We start from the raw sequence: 15,507 nt of genomic DNA, 5'->3' as shown, positions 1-15,507 counted from the left end.
GGCGGCCCGCGCCGCCCAGATGTAACGCCAGTTGACAACCCGACCCTCTGGGCCGGGTTCCCGAGTGTCAGGCGCGGCGCTTAATCCTTTCTGCATCAAGGGCCAACTGTCAGAACGGCCCTTCGTGCATAAAGAATCGTATGAAACGAAACCTTACAAGTGGTCACGTATTCCTCCGCTTTGGGCCGATAAGCTTTGAACCGTGGTCGCAACACAAAGGCATCTCGATGCCGCGTGACTGACGACGCAACCAAAGAGGAGGTACATCATGAATACGAAAAGCTGGAAGACCCCCGCCCGCGCCATCGCCGCAGCATTGATCGCCGGCGGCGCATTGATGGGCGCATCGAGCGCCTTCGCTCAATCCGCACCGTATGGGCTGCGTGCCGAATCGGTGCCGCAATACGGCCAACCGCACATGATGCCGGTGGACGCGCACGTCTCGATCGGCTGGCACGATGACCGTTATTGGGACGGCCACCGTTATTGGGCACACGACGAGTGGATGCACCATCACCCGCACGATCAAGGTCCCCCGCGCTACCGCGACGACGACCATCGTCCGCCGCCCCCGCCGCGTTACTGATCCGCATGAAGTACGCGTGATCGACGGGCCGCCTTCGCTGGCGGCGCCGGAAGTGGCACACCGAGGCCGGTCTCCCGTTGGGGAGATCGGCCTCGGCGCATTTCAGCGCCTTACATCGCCACGTGCGATCCTCTGCGCAAATATCGTTCGGCATACGAAATAATATGGCCACAGCGCCCGCCACACGGCGGTTCCGGCCCGCCACGCCGCGCGCCGGACGCAGCCGGAAAGGCATAAGGCAGTAATTGCAGGTAATGCGCAAGTGTTGCCGGCCGCGCGCCCCACTAGTAACGTTGTCGGGCGTTTCGTTCCCCGGAGCGCACGGTGTATTCTCATTGCCCGGCCAGAGATGGCCGGGATTTTTTTTGGGCATTCGCGAGAACACTAGCGCGCATCGGGCGCCCGGCGCACCAGGTTTTTTTTCCGATTGCGGACGCAATTTTGCGGACGTAATGTGGGATTGCCTCTTGAGAACAGGCGAGCCTTATGACCCCCGGTCGTGACACAGTCCGACCGGGGATTTTTTTGGCTTCTGTGCGCCTGGAGAATCGCGTCGGCCGGAACGGCGCCGCGAGAGAAAGGACTATGACGGATCACCGAATGAGGAGTTCGGCTTCGCTCCAGCCAGAGCTAGATCCGTCATGCCGAGCATTATCCGGTCTGAAAGCCGGGGCGTCACTAGCGTCTAGCGCAAAGAACCATTACATAAACTGGCAAGATATAGGGACGGACGTCCAGATCCGGCCAGTGCGCATCGGCTAACATGGTGGTTTCGCCTGCTGTGCCAACCCGCCTGTGCCAACTTTCACCCTCGCCCATCCCGTCACCGCGGAACTCGAGATCCGCAAGAGCCGCTTCATCGCGCACGCCATTCCCGTTGCCGACCGCGAAGCAGCCATGGCTGAAATCCGCCGTCTGCGAGATGAACATCCCACCGCCACGCACGTTTGCTGGGCCCTGCTCGCGGGCGGCCAGTCCGGCATGTCCGACGACGGCGAACCCTCCGGCACCGCCGGGCGCCCGATCCTCGAAGTGCTGCGCCATCACGATCTCGACGGCGTGCTCGCGGCCGTGGTGCGCTATTACGGCGGCGTGAAGCTCGGCGCGGGCGGCCTCGTGCGCGCCTATACCGACGGCATCGCCAGCGCCCTGCAGGGGGCCGAGCGCGTCGAGCGCATCGCACAGGCGCGCCTCACGGTCGAACTCGGCTACCCCGACGAGACCCGTGTGCGCCACTGGATCGACCAGGAACGGTTCACGCTCGTGGAGAGCCAATACGCCATGACAGTCCGCCTCACGATCCAGTTACCCGCCACCGCCGTGGACGCCGCGCGCAACACGCTAACCGACCTCACACAAGGCCGCTCGGGCTTCCCCGAGCACGTCTGAAGCGGGCGGCCGGCAGCCGCCGCGAGGACGAGGCGAAAACTTTTCAAATTCTTTTCGATTCTTTCATAAAGTTTCATGAAAGCTTGCCGTAATGAAAGCATGGCCGCGCATACGCGCGTTCCGTCGATTCGACGCACCAGAACGAACGGACTTCTTTCATGGCAAGCACGATCACGAATACCACCGCCAGCGCGAACAGCGCGCTGAGCGACGCCGCCCAGTCGATCATCAGCGGCGCGACCAACTCCACGCTCGACGTCAACCAGCTCGTCAAAGCGCTCGTCAACGCGAAGATCGCGGGGCCGAGCGCCATCCTCAGTGCAAAGCAAACGGCCAGTAACACGACGCTCTCCGCGCTCGGCACGCTGAAGTCGGCGCTCGCTTCGCTCCAGAGCGCGCTCGAGCCGTTCAAGGACGGCGCCGCGCTGCAACGCTTCACGGTCACGACGAGCGAAAAGGACAAAAGCCTGAGCGCGGTAGCCGGCAAGAACGCGGTGGCGAGCAGCTTCACGGTCGAGGTCGATCACCTGGCGACGGCGCACAAGCTCAACTCGGACGGTTTCGACACAGGCGAGACGCTCGGCGAGGGCAGCCTCGACATTTCGATGGGCGGCAAGTCCATGCATCTGACGATCGCCGCGGGCAGCAACAAACTCACCGATGTCGTCGCAGCGATCAACCGGGCGAAGGACAACCCCGGCTTCACAGCGTCGATCGTCAACGGCGCCGACGGTCAGCACCTCGTGCTGAGCGCGAACAAAACCGGCGCGGCCAACGCGATCGACGTCCAGGCGGGCCCGGGCGTCGATACGCGCCTCGCCTCCTCGCAGATGCGCGAAGTCGAGGCAGCCGGCGACGCCGAACTGCGCATTGACGGCACCCGCGTCACGAGCGCGAGCAACACGCTCGAGGGCGTGGTGAGCGACATCACGATCAAGCTCGAACGCGCCTCGGTGGGCACGAAGCAAACGCTCACCATCGCCCCGGACACGGAAGCGACAGGCACGTCCATCCGCGACTTCGTGAAGGCGTACAACAGCTACGTGGATGCCCTGAACGGGCTGACCTCCTACACGGCCGCCACCGGTTCGACAGGCGCGCAAGCGGGCGCGCTGCTCGGCGACTCGATCGCGCGCACACTCGCGTCGAGTTTGCCGGCAGTCATTTCGGCGGGCGTGAAGGGCAGCGACGGCGTGACCCACTCGCTGGGCGAGATCGGCATCAAGCTCGACAAGAGCGGGAAACTGGAGATCGACGACGATACGTTCAAGAAAGCGCTGCAACCGGGCAATCGTGCGATTGCCGCGCTGTTCGGCAGCGGCGGCATGACCGCCAAACTCAACAGCGCCATCACGCCCTACGTGCAATCGAGCGGCATCATCGAGCAGCGCAGCACTGCCATCAACAAGGAGCTTGACGACATCAAGAACCAGTCGTCGATGCTCGATGCGCGCGCAACCCAGCTCACTGCGAAATTCAACCGCCAGTTCACCGCGCTCAATAACCTCATGTCGATCATGAACAACAACCAGCAATATCTGACACAGCTTTTCGGCGGCGCAAACAGCGCGGGCGCCCTCGCGACCAATCACAAATAAGGCTCGAATGCGCGCGGCTCGACGCTAGCAAACGTCGAGTGCGGACAAAAAAAAGGCCGCCGAACGAATCGGCGGCCAACAGGGGACGTGAAGAACAACCGCGAATCGAACTATCAAATCGACCCGACCGCTCCATCATGGCGAGCCAAAATTAAGACAAACTTAAACGCGCGCAAAAAACGATCGGGCATTCCGGCGCGATAGCGCGCAGGCGAATGAAAGAACGCGTAATAATGGGCTGGCTATACTTGATCTGGTCAGGCTCGCTCGTTCAATCGCGCCCGCATGACCGCCTTCTACCCAACCCGGAAGAGCCGCCATGTTTGATCGACTGCATCGATTTATGGAAGGCGCAGGACCCGAGCGGCGCCATCGCGTCTGGAGCAAGGTGCGTATTTTCGTGGCCGCGATGGGCACACTCGGCTCTGCCGCCGGCATCGCCATCGCGGTGATCGGACTCATCAACTTCGACCACCAGAAGGTGATTACCGGCGTGGCCATCATCATCGTCTGCACGGCGATCTACGTCTCGATCCTCGTGCGCGACCGCAACCGCGTGGACTAGCGGCTCGCACGCCGCCCACGGGTCATGGCCTCACTGCAGGCTCTGGCCAGCGCGCGTGACCTGCACCGCCGTCGCGCCCACATAGTCGGCGCGAATGCTGTCGCCCACCTTGATCGATTCGAGCGGCACGTCCGGCGGCGCGACGACCACGACCGTGCGATTCGGTCCGCGCAACGCGACCTTGCGGCTCTTGCGGTCGATCTTCTCGACCGTCGCAATCACCTGAACGCTATGCGCGGTCGCCGCCACGCCACCTGAAGCGGGCGTGGTAGCGACCGTATCGACGCGCGAACGGATGCCCCTCGTCGCCACCTTGTCGGCGCGCAGCAGCAACGCCTCCTTGTAGAGGATATTCACGTGATCGCCGGGCTTGAGCTTGCTCACGTCGCCGATGGTGGGATCGACCGCCACCGTCACCAGATTGCGCCGCGCGCCGCGCAGCGTGACCGAATTGGTCGCCGCGTCGATGCTCACGACCGTGGCCGTAGTCTGTACCTCGCCGATCTGCAACGTGGCGTTGGGGGCGCTTTCAGGCGCGGCATCGGACGCCGTCTGCGCACGCAGCGGCACGTGCGGCGACACGCCGAGGGCAAGCACGAGTACAGCGCCGAGCAGCGGCGCATAAGAACGATAGCGCGTGGACATGTGGCAACTCCTTCTGTGGATCGTCAATGACAAGAGAACGACATTGCACTGCACGCACGCATCACGCGCCGTTCACGCACGCTTCTTCGGCGGCACAGCGCAGATAGTGGGCATAGACACGCTCGCGTTCCTCGCTCGCGAGCTGACGCTTTTCGGCAAGCCGCAGCATCCGATGCCGGTCCGCACCGAGCGTCGCGTAGTAACGCTCGGCATGCAGGCGCTTGAAGCGCGTATAAAAGTCCGGCCCGGGCAGGCCCGAATCGGTCGAGAGCAGCGACGCATAGTCGGCCTCGCACGGCTCGCACAACGCAGCCGCGGCCGCCTCGAGCTTTTCGTAACGCTCGCGCAGCGGCACGTCGCCCGCGAACAGGGCGTGAAACGCGCCATACGGCACGAGCGAGCGGCGGCTCGCGGCGCGCCGCAACAAACGACCTACCTTTTCATCGAGTTCTTTATTCATCCGCAGCGGCCCAACAAGATTCAGGGACCCGTTTCGCCACGCGACACATGTCGCGGCAAATCCGGCATTCTGCATTCGTTCATTCGAATCCAATCCGCATTCGAATCGATTCGAAATGTTTGCGAAAAACATTCTGCACAAAAAAATCAAATCACTCCCCGAAATTGCTCCATCGCCATCGTCACCCAGGCTGAGCGGCGGCGATTTTTACACGATAGCGGCCAAAAACGATAACAAACATCTAAAGATGCAACCACGGTGATTTAATCCATATTGAATAGGGCCGATCCGGCGCAATCTCTGCTGAACGGTTAATTATTCATACAAAACAACGCATAGCGTTGTTTTCCGATGATTGCGCAAATAAGTCAGGTTATCGGGCTGCAATGGGAGCAAACTTCGCAATGCGGGATCAATGCGAAATGGCAGCACCTATTGTTGACCAACGCGAACCGGTTGTTTTTTCCCATTAGTTCAGGAATATCCACAAGTCAAGCAGACTATTTTTCCGCTAGCTATACACATTCCCTACAAAAACAATTATTAATATCCGCTGCGGAACACCGAGGCGTTTCGCAACAAGCGCCCTTCACCGGGCGTCGATTTCGCCGTCCGTCATGGTTCTCGCGTCACCGCACCGGCGCCGGATCCATGGCAAGCGACAAGACCCGCTTGCAGGAAGGGTTACAGGAGCGGCACATCCGCAATGCCGCGTGTCCGGAATCTTTCGTCGACGAGTGAACACATGCTTACCCGAACCGAGAACCTGCCGAGCGTCGCGAGAAGAATGGCCGCCGGCCAGATGTTGATGGAAGGCGCGACCGTGAATAGCGTCGCCGACTCACTCCACCTTTCCGCCCAGACGGTGAGGCGCTACAAGTCCATCGTCGAGGACGGCGGGCTCGCCGCGCTCCAGCAGATGAGCGTGGGCGGCCGGCCTTCGGTGCTCGATCAGGCCGCGCTAGGCTGGATCGCGAGCGCCCTGCACGGCTCCGCACGCGACCACGGCTTTCCAAGCGATGCGTGGACCAACAGCCGCGTGCGCGAGTTGATCGGCCGGCAGTTCGGCGTGCACTATTCGCGCGTCTACACCTGGCAGATCGTCTCAAACCTGGGCCTCGGCCACCGGCTGTCGAAATCCGCGCGCTGACCGGCATGGAGGGCGTCGCGCGCCGCGCGAGAAGCGGGCGCGCCTCAGCCTCAGGTTGCGGGCGCATCGCGGCCTCGGGTTCCGGCCTCGGAATCCACCAGCGGCTGTGCCTCCTCTCCCGTCCATTGCTGCGACCGGACCTGATTGCGGCCAGCATCCTTGGCCTCGTACAACAGGCGGTCGGCGGCAGCCAGCAGCTTCGCGGCGCTGCCGCCCACCGGCGGATAGCAACTTGCACACCCCGCGCTCACCGTCACGCACCCATGGTGCGTACCACTTAGCGTGAGATTGGCCGACTCGACGCGTTTGCGGATCTTCTCCGCAACGCGCGTTGCGGCGTCGAGCGCCGTGTCTGGCAGCACTACCGCGAACTCTTCGCCGCCAAAGCGCGCGGCGAGGTCGGTTGCGCGCCGCGATCCCGAAGCGATGCGCCCGGCCACGAAGGCCAGAACCTCGTCGCCGGCGGCATGCCCGTAGGTGTCGTTGAAGAGCTTGAAGTGGTCGATATCGAAAAACAGCACGGAAAGCGGCGTGCGCTCGCGCACTGCGTGATGCCATTCCGCCGCAAGACGGCTGTCGAGCGCGCGGCGATTCGCCAGACCCGTGAGCGGGTCGGTAACCGCCAGGCGCATGAGCTCGGCCTCGGCCACCACCTTGTCGCGCAGCGCAAACGCGAGCACCCATGACACCAGGACCCACGCCCCGCCGAACACCGTGGTGACCACCAGCGCAATGTAGCTGCGCCGCCGCCACCCAGCGAGCACGGCCTCCACGGCGGGCGCCACGACGACGATGAACGGCGAGTTACCCACGTGCGCAAACGTGTAGATGCGCTCCACGCCGTCGAGCGGCGAGTGCAGCGTAAAGCTGCCCGCTGCGCGGCGGGAAAAGACCGCGAAATTCGGCAGGTCCGAATAGTTCGCCACGTCGCCGCGCGGCGACGGCGGCTGGCTCGCGAGCAGCGTGCCGTCGCGCATCACGATGAAGAGGCGGCTGCCCTGCCCCACATTGATCTGCTCCAAAAGATGCTGAAAGTAATCGAGACGCACGCCGAGCAGCGCGACGCCCGCGAACGTGCCGTCGGGCGCATTGATGCGCCGCGTGAGGCCGATGGTGAGCATGCCGCCGCGCAGGCGCGAACGGAACGGCTTCGAAAAGAAAAGGCCCGCTTGTGGGTCGCGCTGCTGCGCGATGAAGTAGTCGCGGTCGGCGACCGAAATGCTGGCTTCCGAAGCGTCGAAGGCATCGCTGTGCGCGGCTTTCACATGGCCCGTGGCGTCGATCACATAAGCGCCGCCGAGCCTCGACGCCGTCGTCGCCCGGTCGAACAGCACGCGCTGGCGAAGCGCCTCGGGCATGCTCCAGGTCTGCGGCTGCTGCGCGGCCATGACCACGGCCTGCAGCGACAGGTCGTAAATCTCGACGTTGCGGGCGATGTCGTTGCTGATGAGTTGCACGAGGTTGCGCGAGTTCTCCTGGGCGTGGCGCAACTCTTCAGCGCGGCCCTCGTAGAGCGCCGCGTAGGTCAAGATCGCCATCACCGTAGCGATTAGCGTGCCGGAGAGCCCCGCGAAAAGGGGATAGTTGCCGATCAGGCGCGTCGCCGCTTGCGCCCGTGCGACGGCCCACAGGCGCACCAGGAGACGCAGCGAAAGAACCCGTTTTGGCATCTGCGCAATCCTCTTACTGATGGCGTGCGTCGATGGGGCGCCGTCCTCTTGGGCATGCAACGGGCATGGCTGGCACAAAACCGTCATCAAACGGACACCCGCGCGGTTCAGGATCGGAGGCGAAACCTTTGCCCACTCCCTCCCCCTGGAGCCCGCCTGCCATGCCAGAATTTTCCCTGTCACCGCAACCGGGCGCTGCCCCCGCGCGCGGGCGCAATGTCAGCCTGCTCGCCTTCCTCATTGTCATCGCCATAGGCGCCGTGTACGTGGGGATGCATCTTGCCGACGACCTCTCGTCGGTGCGCGAAAGCTCGGCGATGCCCTGGATCCTGCTTGGCATCGCGCTCATCATCGCGCTCGGTTTCGAGTTCGTGAACGGCTTCCACGATACCGCGAATGCGGTCGCGACCGTCATCTATACGCATTCGCTTTCGCCCAATATCGCCGTGATGTGGTCGGGCGCCTGGAATTTTCTCGGCGTACTCACCTCCACCGGCGCGGTCGCCTTCGGCATCCTGCAACTGCTGCCTGTCGAACTGATCCTGCAGGTGGGCAGCAGCGCGGGCTTCGCCATGGTGTTCGCGCTGCTCATCGCCGCAATCATCTGGAACCTGGGCACGTGGTACTTCGGCCTGCCTTCGTCTAGCTCGCATACGCTGATCGGCTCGATCATCGGCGTGGGTCTCATGAACCAGCTCATGCACGGCGCCAACGGCACGAGCGGCGTGGACTGGAGCCAGGCGCTCGGCGTGGGCAAGTCGCTGCTCTTTTCGCCGATCATCGGCTTTTTGCTGGCAGGGCTCTTGCTGCTCATCCTCAAGGCCGTCGTGCGCGTTCCCGCGCTCTACGCGGAGCCGAAGGGCAAGGAGCCGCCGCCGTTCTGGATCCGCTCGCTGCTCATTCTCACCTGCACCGGCGTGTCGTTCGCGCACGGCTCCAACGACGGCCAGAAGGGCATGGGCCTCATCATGCTGATCCTGATCGGCACGGTGCCCACCGCCTATGCGCTGAACCGTGCCGTGACGGCCGAGCAAACGCAGACCTTCGTCGCCGTCGCGCACGACGCCACGCGCGCGCTGCAGCGCTACACGAACGGCGTGGCCGCGCCCGCCGAGCCGCGCGCCGAAGTGGAGCGCTTCATCGGCAGCCGCACGATATCGAACACGACGGTGCCCGCGCTCGCCGCGCTGTCGAACCAGGTGGCTGACCAGGTGCACGGCTACGGCTCGCTCGCGGCGGTGCCGCAATCGGTCGTCGATAACGTGCGCAACAACATGTACGTGATTTCCGAAGCGATCCGCCTGCTCGACAAGCAGAAGGCCGTGGCGTTCTCAACCGATGACCTGAAGTCCATCAACAATTTCCGCAGCCAGATCGACCACGCCACGAAATTCATCCCGACGTGGGTGAAGGTGGCCGTGGCGATCGCACTGGGTCTCGGCACGATGGTGGGCTGGAAGCGCATCGTGGTAACGGTGGGCGAGCGCATCGGCAAGCAGCACCTGACCTACGGCCAGGGCGGCTGCGCGGAAGTCGTGGCAATGGTGACGATCGGCGCGGCGGACGTGTATGGGCTGCCGGTCTCGACCACGCACGTACTCTCCTCGGGCGTGGCGGGCACGATGGCCGCGAACGGCTCGGGCCTGCAATGGAACACGGTGCGCAGCCTCGTGATGGCGTGGGTGCTCACGCTACCCGTTTCGATCGTGCTGGCGGGAGCGCTTTATTGGGTGTTCAGACACGTGTTCTGAGCACGAATGGACAAGAAAAAGCCGCGCTTCCCCGCAAGGGGAGCGCGGCTTTTTTGCTGGGTACTGCCGTAAAGCCAACCCCTCAATAAATCTCCGGAATGATGATGTCCTGCGGCACCGGCTGGCGAATGTAATCCGGATGATGCACGCGCGCAGGCAGCGTGACGTGCGGATGCTCGATCTCGTGATACGGCACCTGGCTCAGCAAATGGTGGATGCAGTTCAGGCGCGCGCGCTTTTTGTCCACGCCCTGCACCACCCACCACGGCGCCTCGGGGATGTGCGAGCGCTGCAGCATCATTTCTTTCGCGTGCGTGTAGGCCTCCCAGCGGCGACGGCTCTCGAGGTCCATCGGCGAGAGCTTCCACTGCTTGAGCGGATCTTCGATACGGCTCTGGAAGCGCACTTCCTGCTCGTCGTCGGTGATCGAGAACCAGTACTTGACGATCTGGATGCCGCTCCTCACGAGCATCTTTTCGAACTCCGGCACCGAGCGGAAGAATTCTTCGTATTCGTCGTCGGTGCAGAAGTTCATCACGCGCTCCACGCCCGCGCGGTTGTACCAGCTGCGGTCGAACAGCACCATTTCGCCGCCCGCCGGCAAATGCTGGACGTAGCGCTGGAAATACCATTGCGTGCGCTCGCGGTTGTTCGGCGCGGGCAGCGCGGCCACACGGCACATGCGCGGGTTCAGGCGCTGCGTGATGCGCTTGATGACGCCACCCTTGCCCGCCGCGTCACGCCCCTCGAAGATCACGACGAGCCGGTGCCCCGTGCTCACGATCCAGTCCTGCAGTTTGACGAGTTCGCCCTGCAGGCGGATCAGCTCGCGGAAATAGACGCGGCGCAGCGCGCGCGCCTCGTCGCTGATCTGCAGGCCGCTCTCCTGCAACCGGTCGTCGACCTCCATTTCGAGCTCTTCGTCGTAAGCGTCGATGAGCTCTTCATCCAGACGCCGGCGGCGATGCCGTTCGGCTTCCTGCTGTTCCGCATCCGCTTGTTCAGCGTCCATCGTGCGGTCGAATTCATTCATGGCGACTCTCTCCTTGGTCGATATGCTGGCAACTCGCGCCACTATCGGCGCAGCGAGTGTCACGAATATTTCAAATGCATGGCGGCGGCTCAGGTGAGCGGCTTCGCGAAGCTCAGCTCGTGGCCGTCCGGATCGACGAGGTGGAAATAGCGCTCGCCCCACGGCGCGTCGCGCGGCGCGAATTCGGGCTTCGCTCCGGCCGCGAGTGCGTGTGCGTAGAACGCGTCCACGTCGGCGACGTAAAGGATCACGCGGCCCCAGCCGTTCACGGCGCCGTGCGTCCCCTCCAGCAGATTCAGATAGCAGACGCCCGCCGTACCGCCCAGCTCGAACGACGCGAAGCCCGGTATTGCAGGCCCGGCCTTCTGCACGAAGCCGAGCGCCTCGTAAAAGGGCGCCGACCGCGCGATATCGCTGACGGTCAGCGTCACGGCGCTCAATGCCACGATCTGCGCGGTGCGCTCGTTCATCGGTTCCTCCTGCTCATGCGGCTATGCGCTGCGCGCGGCCCGTTAATGGGGTGATGGGGTCGTCGATCCGATCAACCGACTTTAGCAGCGTTCGCCCGCCGCGCGCGGGCCGCTGGCTTTTGCTCTACGCTGCCCGCCGCCTTGCGAGTGGCTTTGCGCAGCGTCTTACCGGCCTGCGCGGACGCTGGCGCGACGCGCACGACATTATCACTGGTTGGACCACTTTCCGGCCAGCCGATCTCCTCGCCCACGCGCGTGCGCACGAAGTCGATGTGCGTCTGCATCGCCGTGCGCGCCTCCTCGGGACGCCGCGCGACGATCGCATCGCAAAGCGTTCGATGCTGCTGCAGCAGCTGATCCGGCGCGTCCTCGTTCTGCACGCGCAGCCCCGTGCCGTTGATCGTGATGTGCTCGCGCAGCACGCCCAGCACGCTCGTGTGCAGATGCAGGAACATCGCGTTGTGGGAAGCCTGCGCGATCACTTCGTGCAGTTTCGCGTCGGTGTCGGCCTCCGCAGCCTTGTCGTCCACTTCGCGTGTGCGCTCCAGCTCCTTCATCAGCGCGCGAATGCGCGCAAGGTCCTCGTCGCTCGCGCGCAGCGCCGCAAAATACGCAGTCGCCCCTTCCAGCACACGACGAAACTCGAGGATGTCGTCGCGTAAGGCCGGATGATCGGCCACGAGTTGTCCCCAGGGTGACGCAAAGCCCGTGCGCAGCTGATCGGTGACGAATACGCCCGCTCCCGGCCTGCTTTGCACGAGGCCGCGCGCGGCCAGGCGCTGGATCGCCTCGCGCACCGTGTTGCGCGCCACGTCGTATTCCAGTGCGAGCACACGCTCGGAAGGCAGCCTCGCTCCCGCACGCCAGGTGCCGTCGAGCAGCGACGTCTCCATCTGACGCATCACGGTTTCCACGCGCCCGCGCGTACCTGCCCTGTCCCTCATTGCCATCCCCGCGCCATCCCGAGTCTCGTTGTCGCTTGCGACGGGTGGTCCAACCAGTTTGAACCGCTCGCCCAAAGCAGGAATTATGCGCCCAAACCAGCGCTTGTCTTCAACCTCCGCGGCCACCCACCCGCGGGGGCCGATCGCGAAAGCGCGCAAAGACACCGAGCGAGACATGAAGCCACGGCAATACCCCACCGAGCGCCCCACCGACGTCTATCTGTTCGCCACCTGCCTCGTCGACCTGTTCGTGCCGCAAGCCGGCCTCGACGCGGTGAAGCTGCTCGAACGCGAGGGCCTAACAGTCCATTTCCCGCGCAGCCAGAGTTGCTGCGGCCAGCCCGCGTACAGCAGTGGCAACCCGCGCCAGGCGCGCGAGGTCGCGCTCGCGCAGTTCGGTCTCTTCGACAAGCCGTGGCCCGTGATCGTGCCTTCGGGCTCGTGCGCGGGCATGATGCGCCACCATTGGCCCGCACTGTTCGACGACGATGCCGCGAACGCCGCGCGCGCCCAGGAACTCTCGGGGCGCGTGTACGAACTCACTGAATTCCTCGTGCGCGTGCTCAACGTCGATTTCAATGCGTATGGCGCGAGGGGTTCCGTCCAGCCGCCGGAAGAGCGCGTCGTGCTGCATACCTCATGCGGCGCGCGGCGCGAGATGGGTACGCGCGTGCACGGTGTCGAAGTCATCGATGCGCTGCCGGGCGTCACGCGCATCGACCACGAGCGCGAATCGGAATGCTGCGGCTTTGGCGGCACGTTCTCGCTGAAGCACCCCGACATTTCCGGCGCAATGGTCGCCGACAAGATCGCTTCGGCCTGCGCCACGGGCTGCGAACGCCTCGTTTCCGCCGACTGCGGCTGCCTGCTCAACATCGGCCACGCGGCGGCGCACAAGGGCGCGCCGCTCGCCGTGGAGCACCTGGCCTCGTTCCTTTGGCGCCGCACCGGCGGGGAGGTCGCATGAGCGTCGATTCGATGAGCGCGCGTGCGCGCATGCTGCAACGCCTGCGCGGCCATGCCCCCGCCGCGCCCGCCACGACGGCCGAAGCGCTCGATGCACGCATCGACGCGCATTACGCCGGGCGCCGGGCACACGCGCCGCTTGCGCTGAACGAACGCATCGCGCAGTTCCAGCGCATGCTCGAAGCCGCGCACGCCGAGGTGATCTGCGCGAATGCCGCAACGTGGGCCGCCGATCTCGCGAGGCGCCTCGCGGCAGCCGGCGTGCGCAGCCTGCTGCTAGACACCAAATGCGCCGAAGGGCAAGCGCTCACGGCAGCGCTCCCGGCCGCCGTGCAGGCGCGCAGCTACGCGCAGCCGATCGAGCAGTGGAAGACTGAACTCTTCGACACCATCGACGCAGGCTTCACGGTCGCGCGCTCGGGTCTCGCGGCGACAGGGACGCTCGTGGTCGTGCCCGATGCGAACGCGCCACGCACGGTCTCGCTCGTGCCGCCGCTGCACATCGCGCTGATCCACGCGCACACGCTGCACGCCGACTTGCACGCCGCCGTGGCGGCGGAACGCTGGCGCGACGGCATGCCCACCAATCTCGTGATGATTTCGGGACCATCGAAAACCTCGGACATTCAGCAGACCACCGCGTATGGCGCGCACGGCCCGCGTGCGCTGTGGGTCATCGTCGTCATTGATGAGGATCACGAAGCGAGTGCGCAGCACGGAGACGCCCAATGAGCACGGCCACGCAGACATCCCAGGAAAACACGCTGCATTTCGTCCCGACCGCGGAATTCCGCCAGCGCGCACGCACGGCGCTCGACGACCCGCAGTTGCGCAAGAGCTTTCGCGGCGCGATGGACTTCCTGCAAGGCAAGCGTGCTGCGCAGTTCCCCGAGGCGGATGAACTCGAAGCCCTGCGCGATCTCGGCGAAGCCGTGCGCCAGCACGCGCTCTCGCGTCTGCCCGAATTGCTCGAGCAACTGGAAACGAAACTGCGCGCGAACGGCATTCAGGTGCATTGGGCCGAGACCGCCGACGAAGCCAACCGCATCGTCCACGCCATCGCGCAGCGGCACGCGGCTACGCGCGTGATCAAGGGCAAGTCGATGGCGAGCGAGGAAATCGAGCTCAACCACTACCTCGCGGCGCGCGGAGTCGACTGCATCGAATCGGACATGGGCGAGTACATCGTGCAGCTCGCGGGCGAGAAGCCATCGCACATCGTGATGCCCGCCATCCACAAAACGAAGGGGGACATCGGGCACTTGTTCGAAGCGCACATTCCCGATACGCCCTTTACGGAGGACGTGGACACGCTCATTCAAACGGGCCGCCGCGCGCTGCGCCGTGCCTTCGTGGATGCGCAGATCGGCCTCTCAGGCGTGAACTTCGCCGCCTCCGACACGGGCACGCTCTGGCTCGTGGAAAACGAAGGCAACGGCCGCCTGTCCACCACGGTGCCCGATGTGCACATCGCGATCATGGGCATGGAAAAGGTGGTGGCGAAGCTCGAGCACATCGTGCCGCTTTCGAGCCTGCTCACGCGCTCGGCCACGGGCCAGCCCATCACGACGTATTTCAACCTGATCAGCAGTCCGCGCCGCGAAGGCGAGAAAGACGGCCCGCGCGAAGTGCATCTCGTGCTGCTCGATAACGGCCGCAGCCAGGCTTATGCCGACGAGCAATTGCGCGCCACTTTGCAATGCATTCGCTGCGGCGCGTGCATGAACCACTGCCCGGTGTACACGCGTATCGGCGGGCATGCGTATGGCACGACGTACCCAGGGCCGATCGGCAAGATCATTTCACCGCATCTGCTCGGGCTCGACGCGACTGCCGAGTTGCCCACGGCTTCGAGCCTGTGCGGCGCGTGTGGCGAAGTCTGCCCGGTGCGCATTCCGATTCCGCAACTGCTCGTGCGCCTGCGCACCGAAGCGAACCGCGACCCCGAGGAAAGCGTCGCGCACCCACTGCGCGGCCAGGGTGCGAATCACAGCCGAAGCGAGCAATTCATCTGGCGCTTCTGGAGCGGCGCATTCGCACATCCGCGCGCGTACCGCGCGCTGCGCTGGGCCGTGACGCGGCTGCGCGGACTCGCGCCTTCGCAACAAATGGGCTGGACGCAGCATCGCACGCCGCTCAAGCCCGCACCGCGCAGCCTGCACGACCTGCTGCGCGAACGAGGTCAGCCGCAATAGCGCTCATGTCGTCAGGCATGCGAAATAACTCATAAAGCGCGCCTGACGAACTTACATACATTTTCTACCCGCATCATCGGAGGAG

At 64.4% G+C, this 15,507-nt stretch carries 14 protein-coding genes and 1 pseudogene; 9 read left to right on the top strand and 6 right to left on the bottom strand.

What is annotated here, in order from left to right; genetic code table 11:
- The first annotated feature begins 268 nt into the window (after nt 1-268).
- The 4 genes from L0U83_RS15760 to L0U83_RS15745 all read left to right on the top strand — a co-directional run bounded on the left by L0U83_RS15760 (nt 269) and on the right by L0U83_RS15745 (nt 4,138).
- Nucleotides 269-586 carry a hypothetical protein gene (locus L0U83_RS15760; protein ID WP_233884503.1) on the top strand — a complete coding sequence of 106 codons (318 nt, stop codon included), beginning with the start codon at nt 269-271 and terminating at the stop codon, nt 584-586.
- Nucleotides 587-1,381: 795 nt separating this feature from the next.
- Nucleotides 1,382-1,975 carry an IMPACT family protein gene (locus L0U83_RS15755; RefSeq protein ID WP_233884500.1) on the top strand — a complete coding sequence of 198 codons (594 nt, stop codon included), beginning with the start codon at nt 1,382-1,384 and terminating at the stop codon, nt 1,973-1,975.
- Between the two features lie 158 nt (nt 1,976-2,133).
- Complete coding sequence (gene fliD / locus L0U83_RS15750; protein WP_233884495.1) at nt 2,134-3,573, top strand: flagellar filament capping protein FliD; 1,440 nt, start codon at nt 2,134-2,136, stop codon at nt 3,571-3,573.
- A gap of 319 nt (nt 3,574-3,892) precedes the next feature.
- Nucleotides 3,893-4,138, top strand: coding sequence for a DUF2964 family protein (locus tag L0U83_RS15745; RefSeq protein ID WP_233884485.1), 246 nt, complete (start codon nt 3,893-3,895; stop codon nt 4,136-4,138).
- A gap of 30 nt (nt 4,139-4,168) precedes the next feature.
- Here L0U83_RS15745 and L0U83_RS15740 read toward each other — a convergent pair whose 3' ends face one another.
- Both L0U83_RS15740 and L0U83_RS15735 read right to left on the bottom strand, forming a co-directional pair.
- Nucleotides 4,169-4,783 (bottom strand): hypothetical protein, encoded by a 615-nt coding sequence (locus L0U83_RS15740; RefSeq protein ID WP_233884483.1) that lies wholly within the window; start codon nt 4,781-4,783, stop codon nt 4,169-4,171.
- A gap of 61 nt (nt 4,784-4,844) precedes the next feature.
- Entirely contained in the window at nt 4,845-5,243 is a 399-nt protein-coding gene (locus L0U83_RS15735) for a hypothetical protein (RefSeq protein WP_233884479.1), read from the bottom strand.
- A 745-nt stretch (nt 5,244-5,988) separates the two neighbouring features.
- Between L0U83_RS15735 and L0U83_RS15730 the strand changes: the two genes are divergently transcribed.
- Complete coding sequence (locus tag L0U83_RS15730; RefSeq protein ID WP_028209627.1) at nt 5,989-6,393, top strand: helix-turn-helix domain-containing protein; 405 nt, start codon at nt 5,989-5,991, stop codon at nt 6,391-6,393.
- Nucleotides 6,394-6,443: 50 nt separating this feature from the next.
- Here L0U83_RS15730 and L0U83_RS15725 read toward each other — a convergent pair whose 3' ends face one another.
- Nucleotides 6,444-8,063: a GGDEF domain-containing protein gene (locus L0U83_RS15725; protein WP_233884475.1), complete on the bottom strand. Its 1,620-nt coding sequence runs from the start codon at nt 8,061-8,063 to the stop codon at nt 6,444-6,446.
- A gap of 161 nt (nt 8,064-8,224) precedes the next feature.
- On the opposite strand from L0U83_RS15725, the gene L0U83_RS15720 reads away from it, so the two are divergent.
- Complete coding sequence (locus L0U83_RS15720; protein ID WP_233884474.1) at nt 8,225-9,814, top strand: inorganic phosphate transporter; 1,590 nt, start codon at nt 8,225-8,227, stop codon at nt 9,812-9,814.
- Between the two features lie 82 nt (nt 9,815-9,896).
- Here L0U83_RS15720 and ppk2 read toward each other — a convergent pair whose 3' ends face one another.
- The 3 genes and pseudogenes from ppk2 to L0U83_RS15705 form a co-directional block, all read right to left on the bottom strand.
- Entirely contained in the window at nt 9,897-10,826 is a 930-nt protein-coding gene (ppk2, locus tag L0U83_RS15715) for a polyphosphate kinase 2 (protein ID WP_233886531.1), read from the bottom strand.
- Between the two features lie 110 nt (nt 10,827-10,936).
- Nucleotides 10,937-11,317 carry a VOC family protein gene (locus tag L0U83_RS15710; protein ID WP_233884468.1) on the bottom strand — a complete coding sequence of 127 codons (381 nt, stop codon included), beginning with the start codon at nt 11,315-11,317 and terminating at the stop codon, nt 10,937-10,939.
- Nucleotides 11,318-11,556: 239 nt separating this feature from the next.
- Nucleotides 11,557-12,261 (bottom strand): annotated as a pseudogene (locus tag L0U83_RS15705) (FadR/GntR family transcriptional regulator); the annotation flags it as partial.
- 175 nt (nt 12,262-12,436) lie between these two features.
- Between L0U83_RS15705 and L0U83_RS15700 the strand changes: the two are divergent.
- From L0U83_RS15700 to L0U83_RS15690, 3 genes are read left to right on the top strand one after another with little or no spacing between them, the layout of a single operon-like run.
- Nucleotides 12,437-13,228: a (Fe-S)-binding protein gene (locus tag L0U83_RS15700; RefSeq protein ID WP_233884464.1), complete on the top strand. Its 792-nt coding sequence runs from the start codon at nt 12,437-12,439 to the stop codon at nt 13,226-13,228.
- Between the two features lie 11 nt (nt 13,229-13,239).
- Nucleotides 13,240-13,959, top strand: a complete 720-nt coding sequence (locus L0U83_RS15695) for a LutC/YkgG family protein (protein ID WP_233886530.1) — start codon at nt 13,240-13,242, stop codon at nt 13,957-13,959.
- Complete coding sequence (locus L0U83_RS15690) at nt 13,956-15,422, top strand: LutB/LldF family L-lactate oxidation iron-sulfur protein (protein WP_233884461.1); 1,467 nt, start codon at nt 13,956-13,958, stop codon at nt 15,420-15,422. Before L0U83_RS15695 ends, L0U83_RS15690 begins: the two co-directional genes overlap by 4 nt.
- Nucleotides 15,423-15,507 lie beyond the last annotated feature (85 nt).

Source organism: Paraburkholderia flagellata, assembly GCF_021390645.1.
GTDB classification, from domain to species: domain Bacteria; phylum Pseudomonadota; class Gammaproteobacteria; order Burkholderiales; family Burkholderiaceae; genus Paraburkholderia; species Paraburkholderia flagellata.
This window is presented reverse-complemented; position numbering and strand designations above follow the sequence as displayed.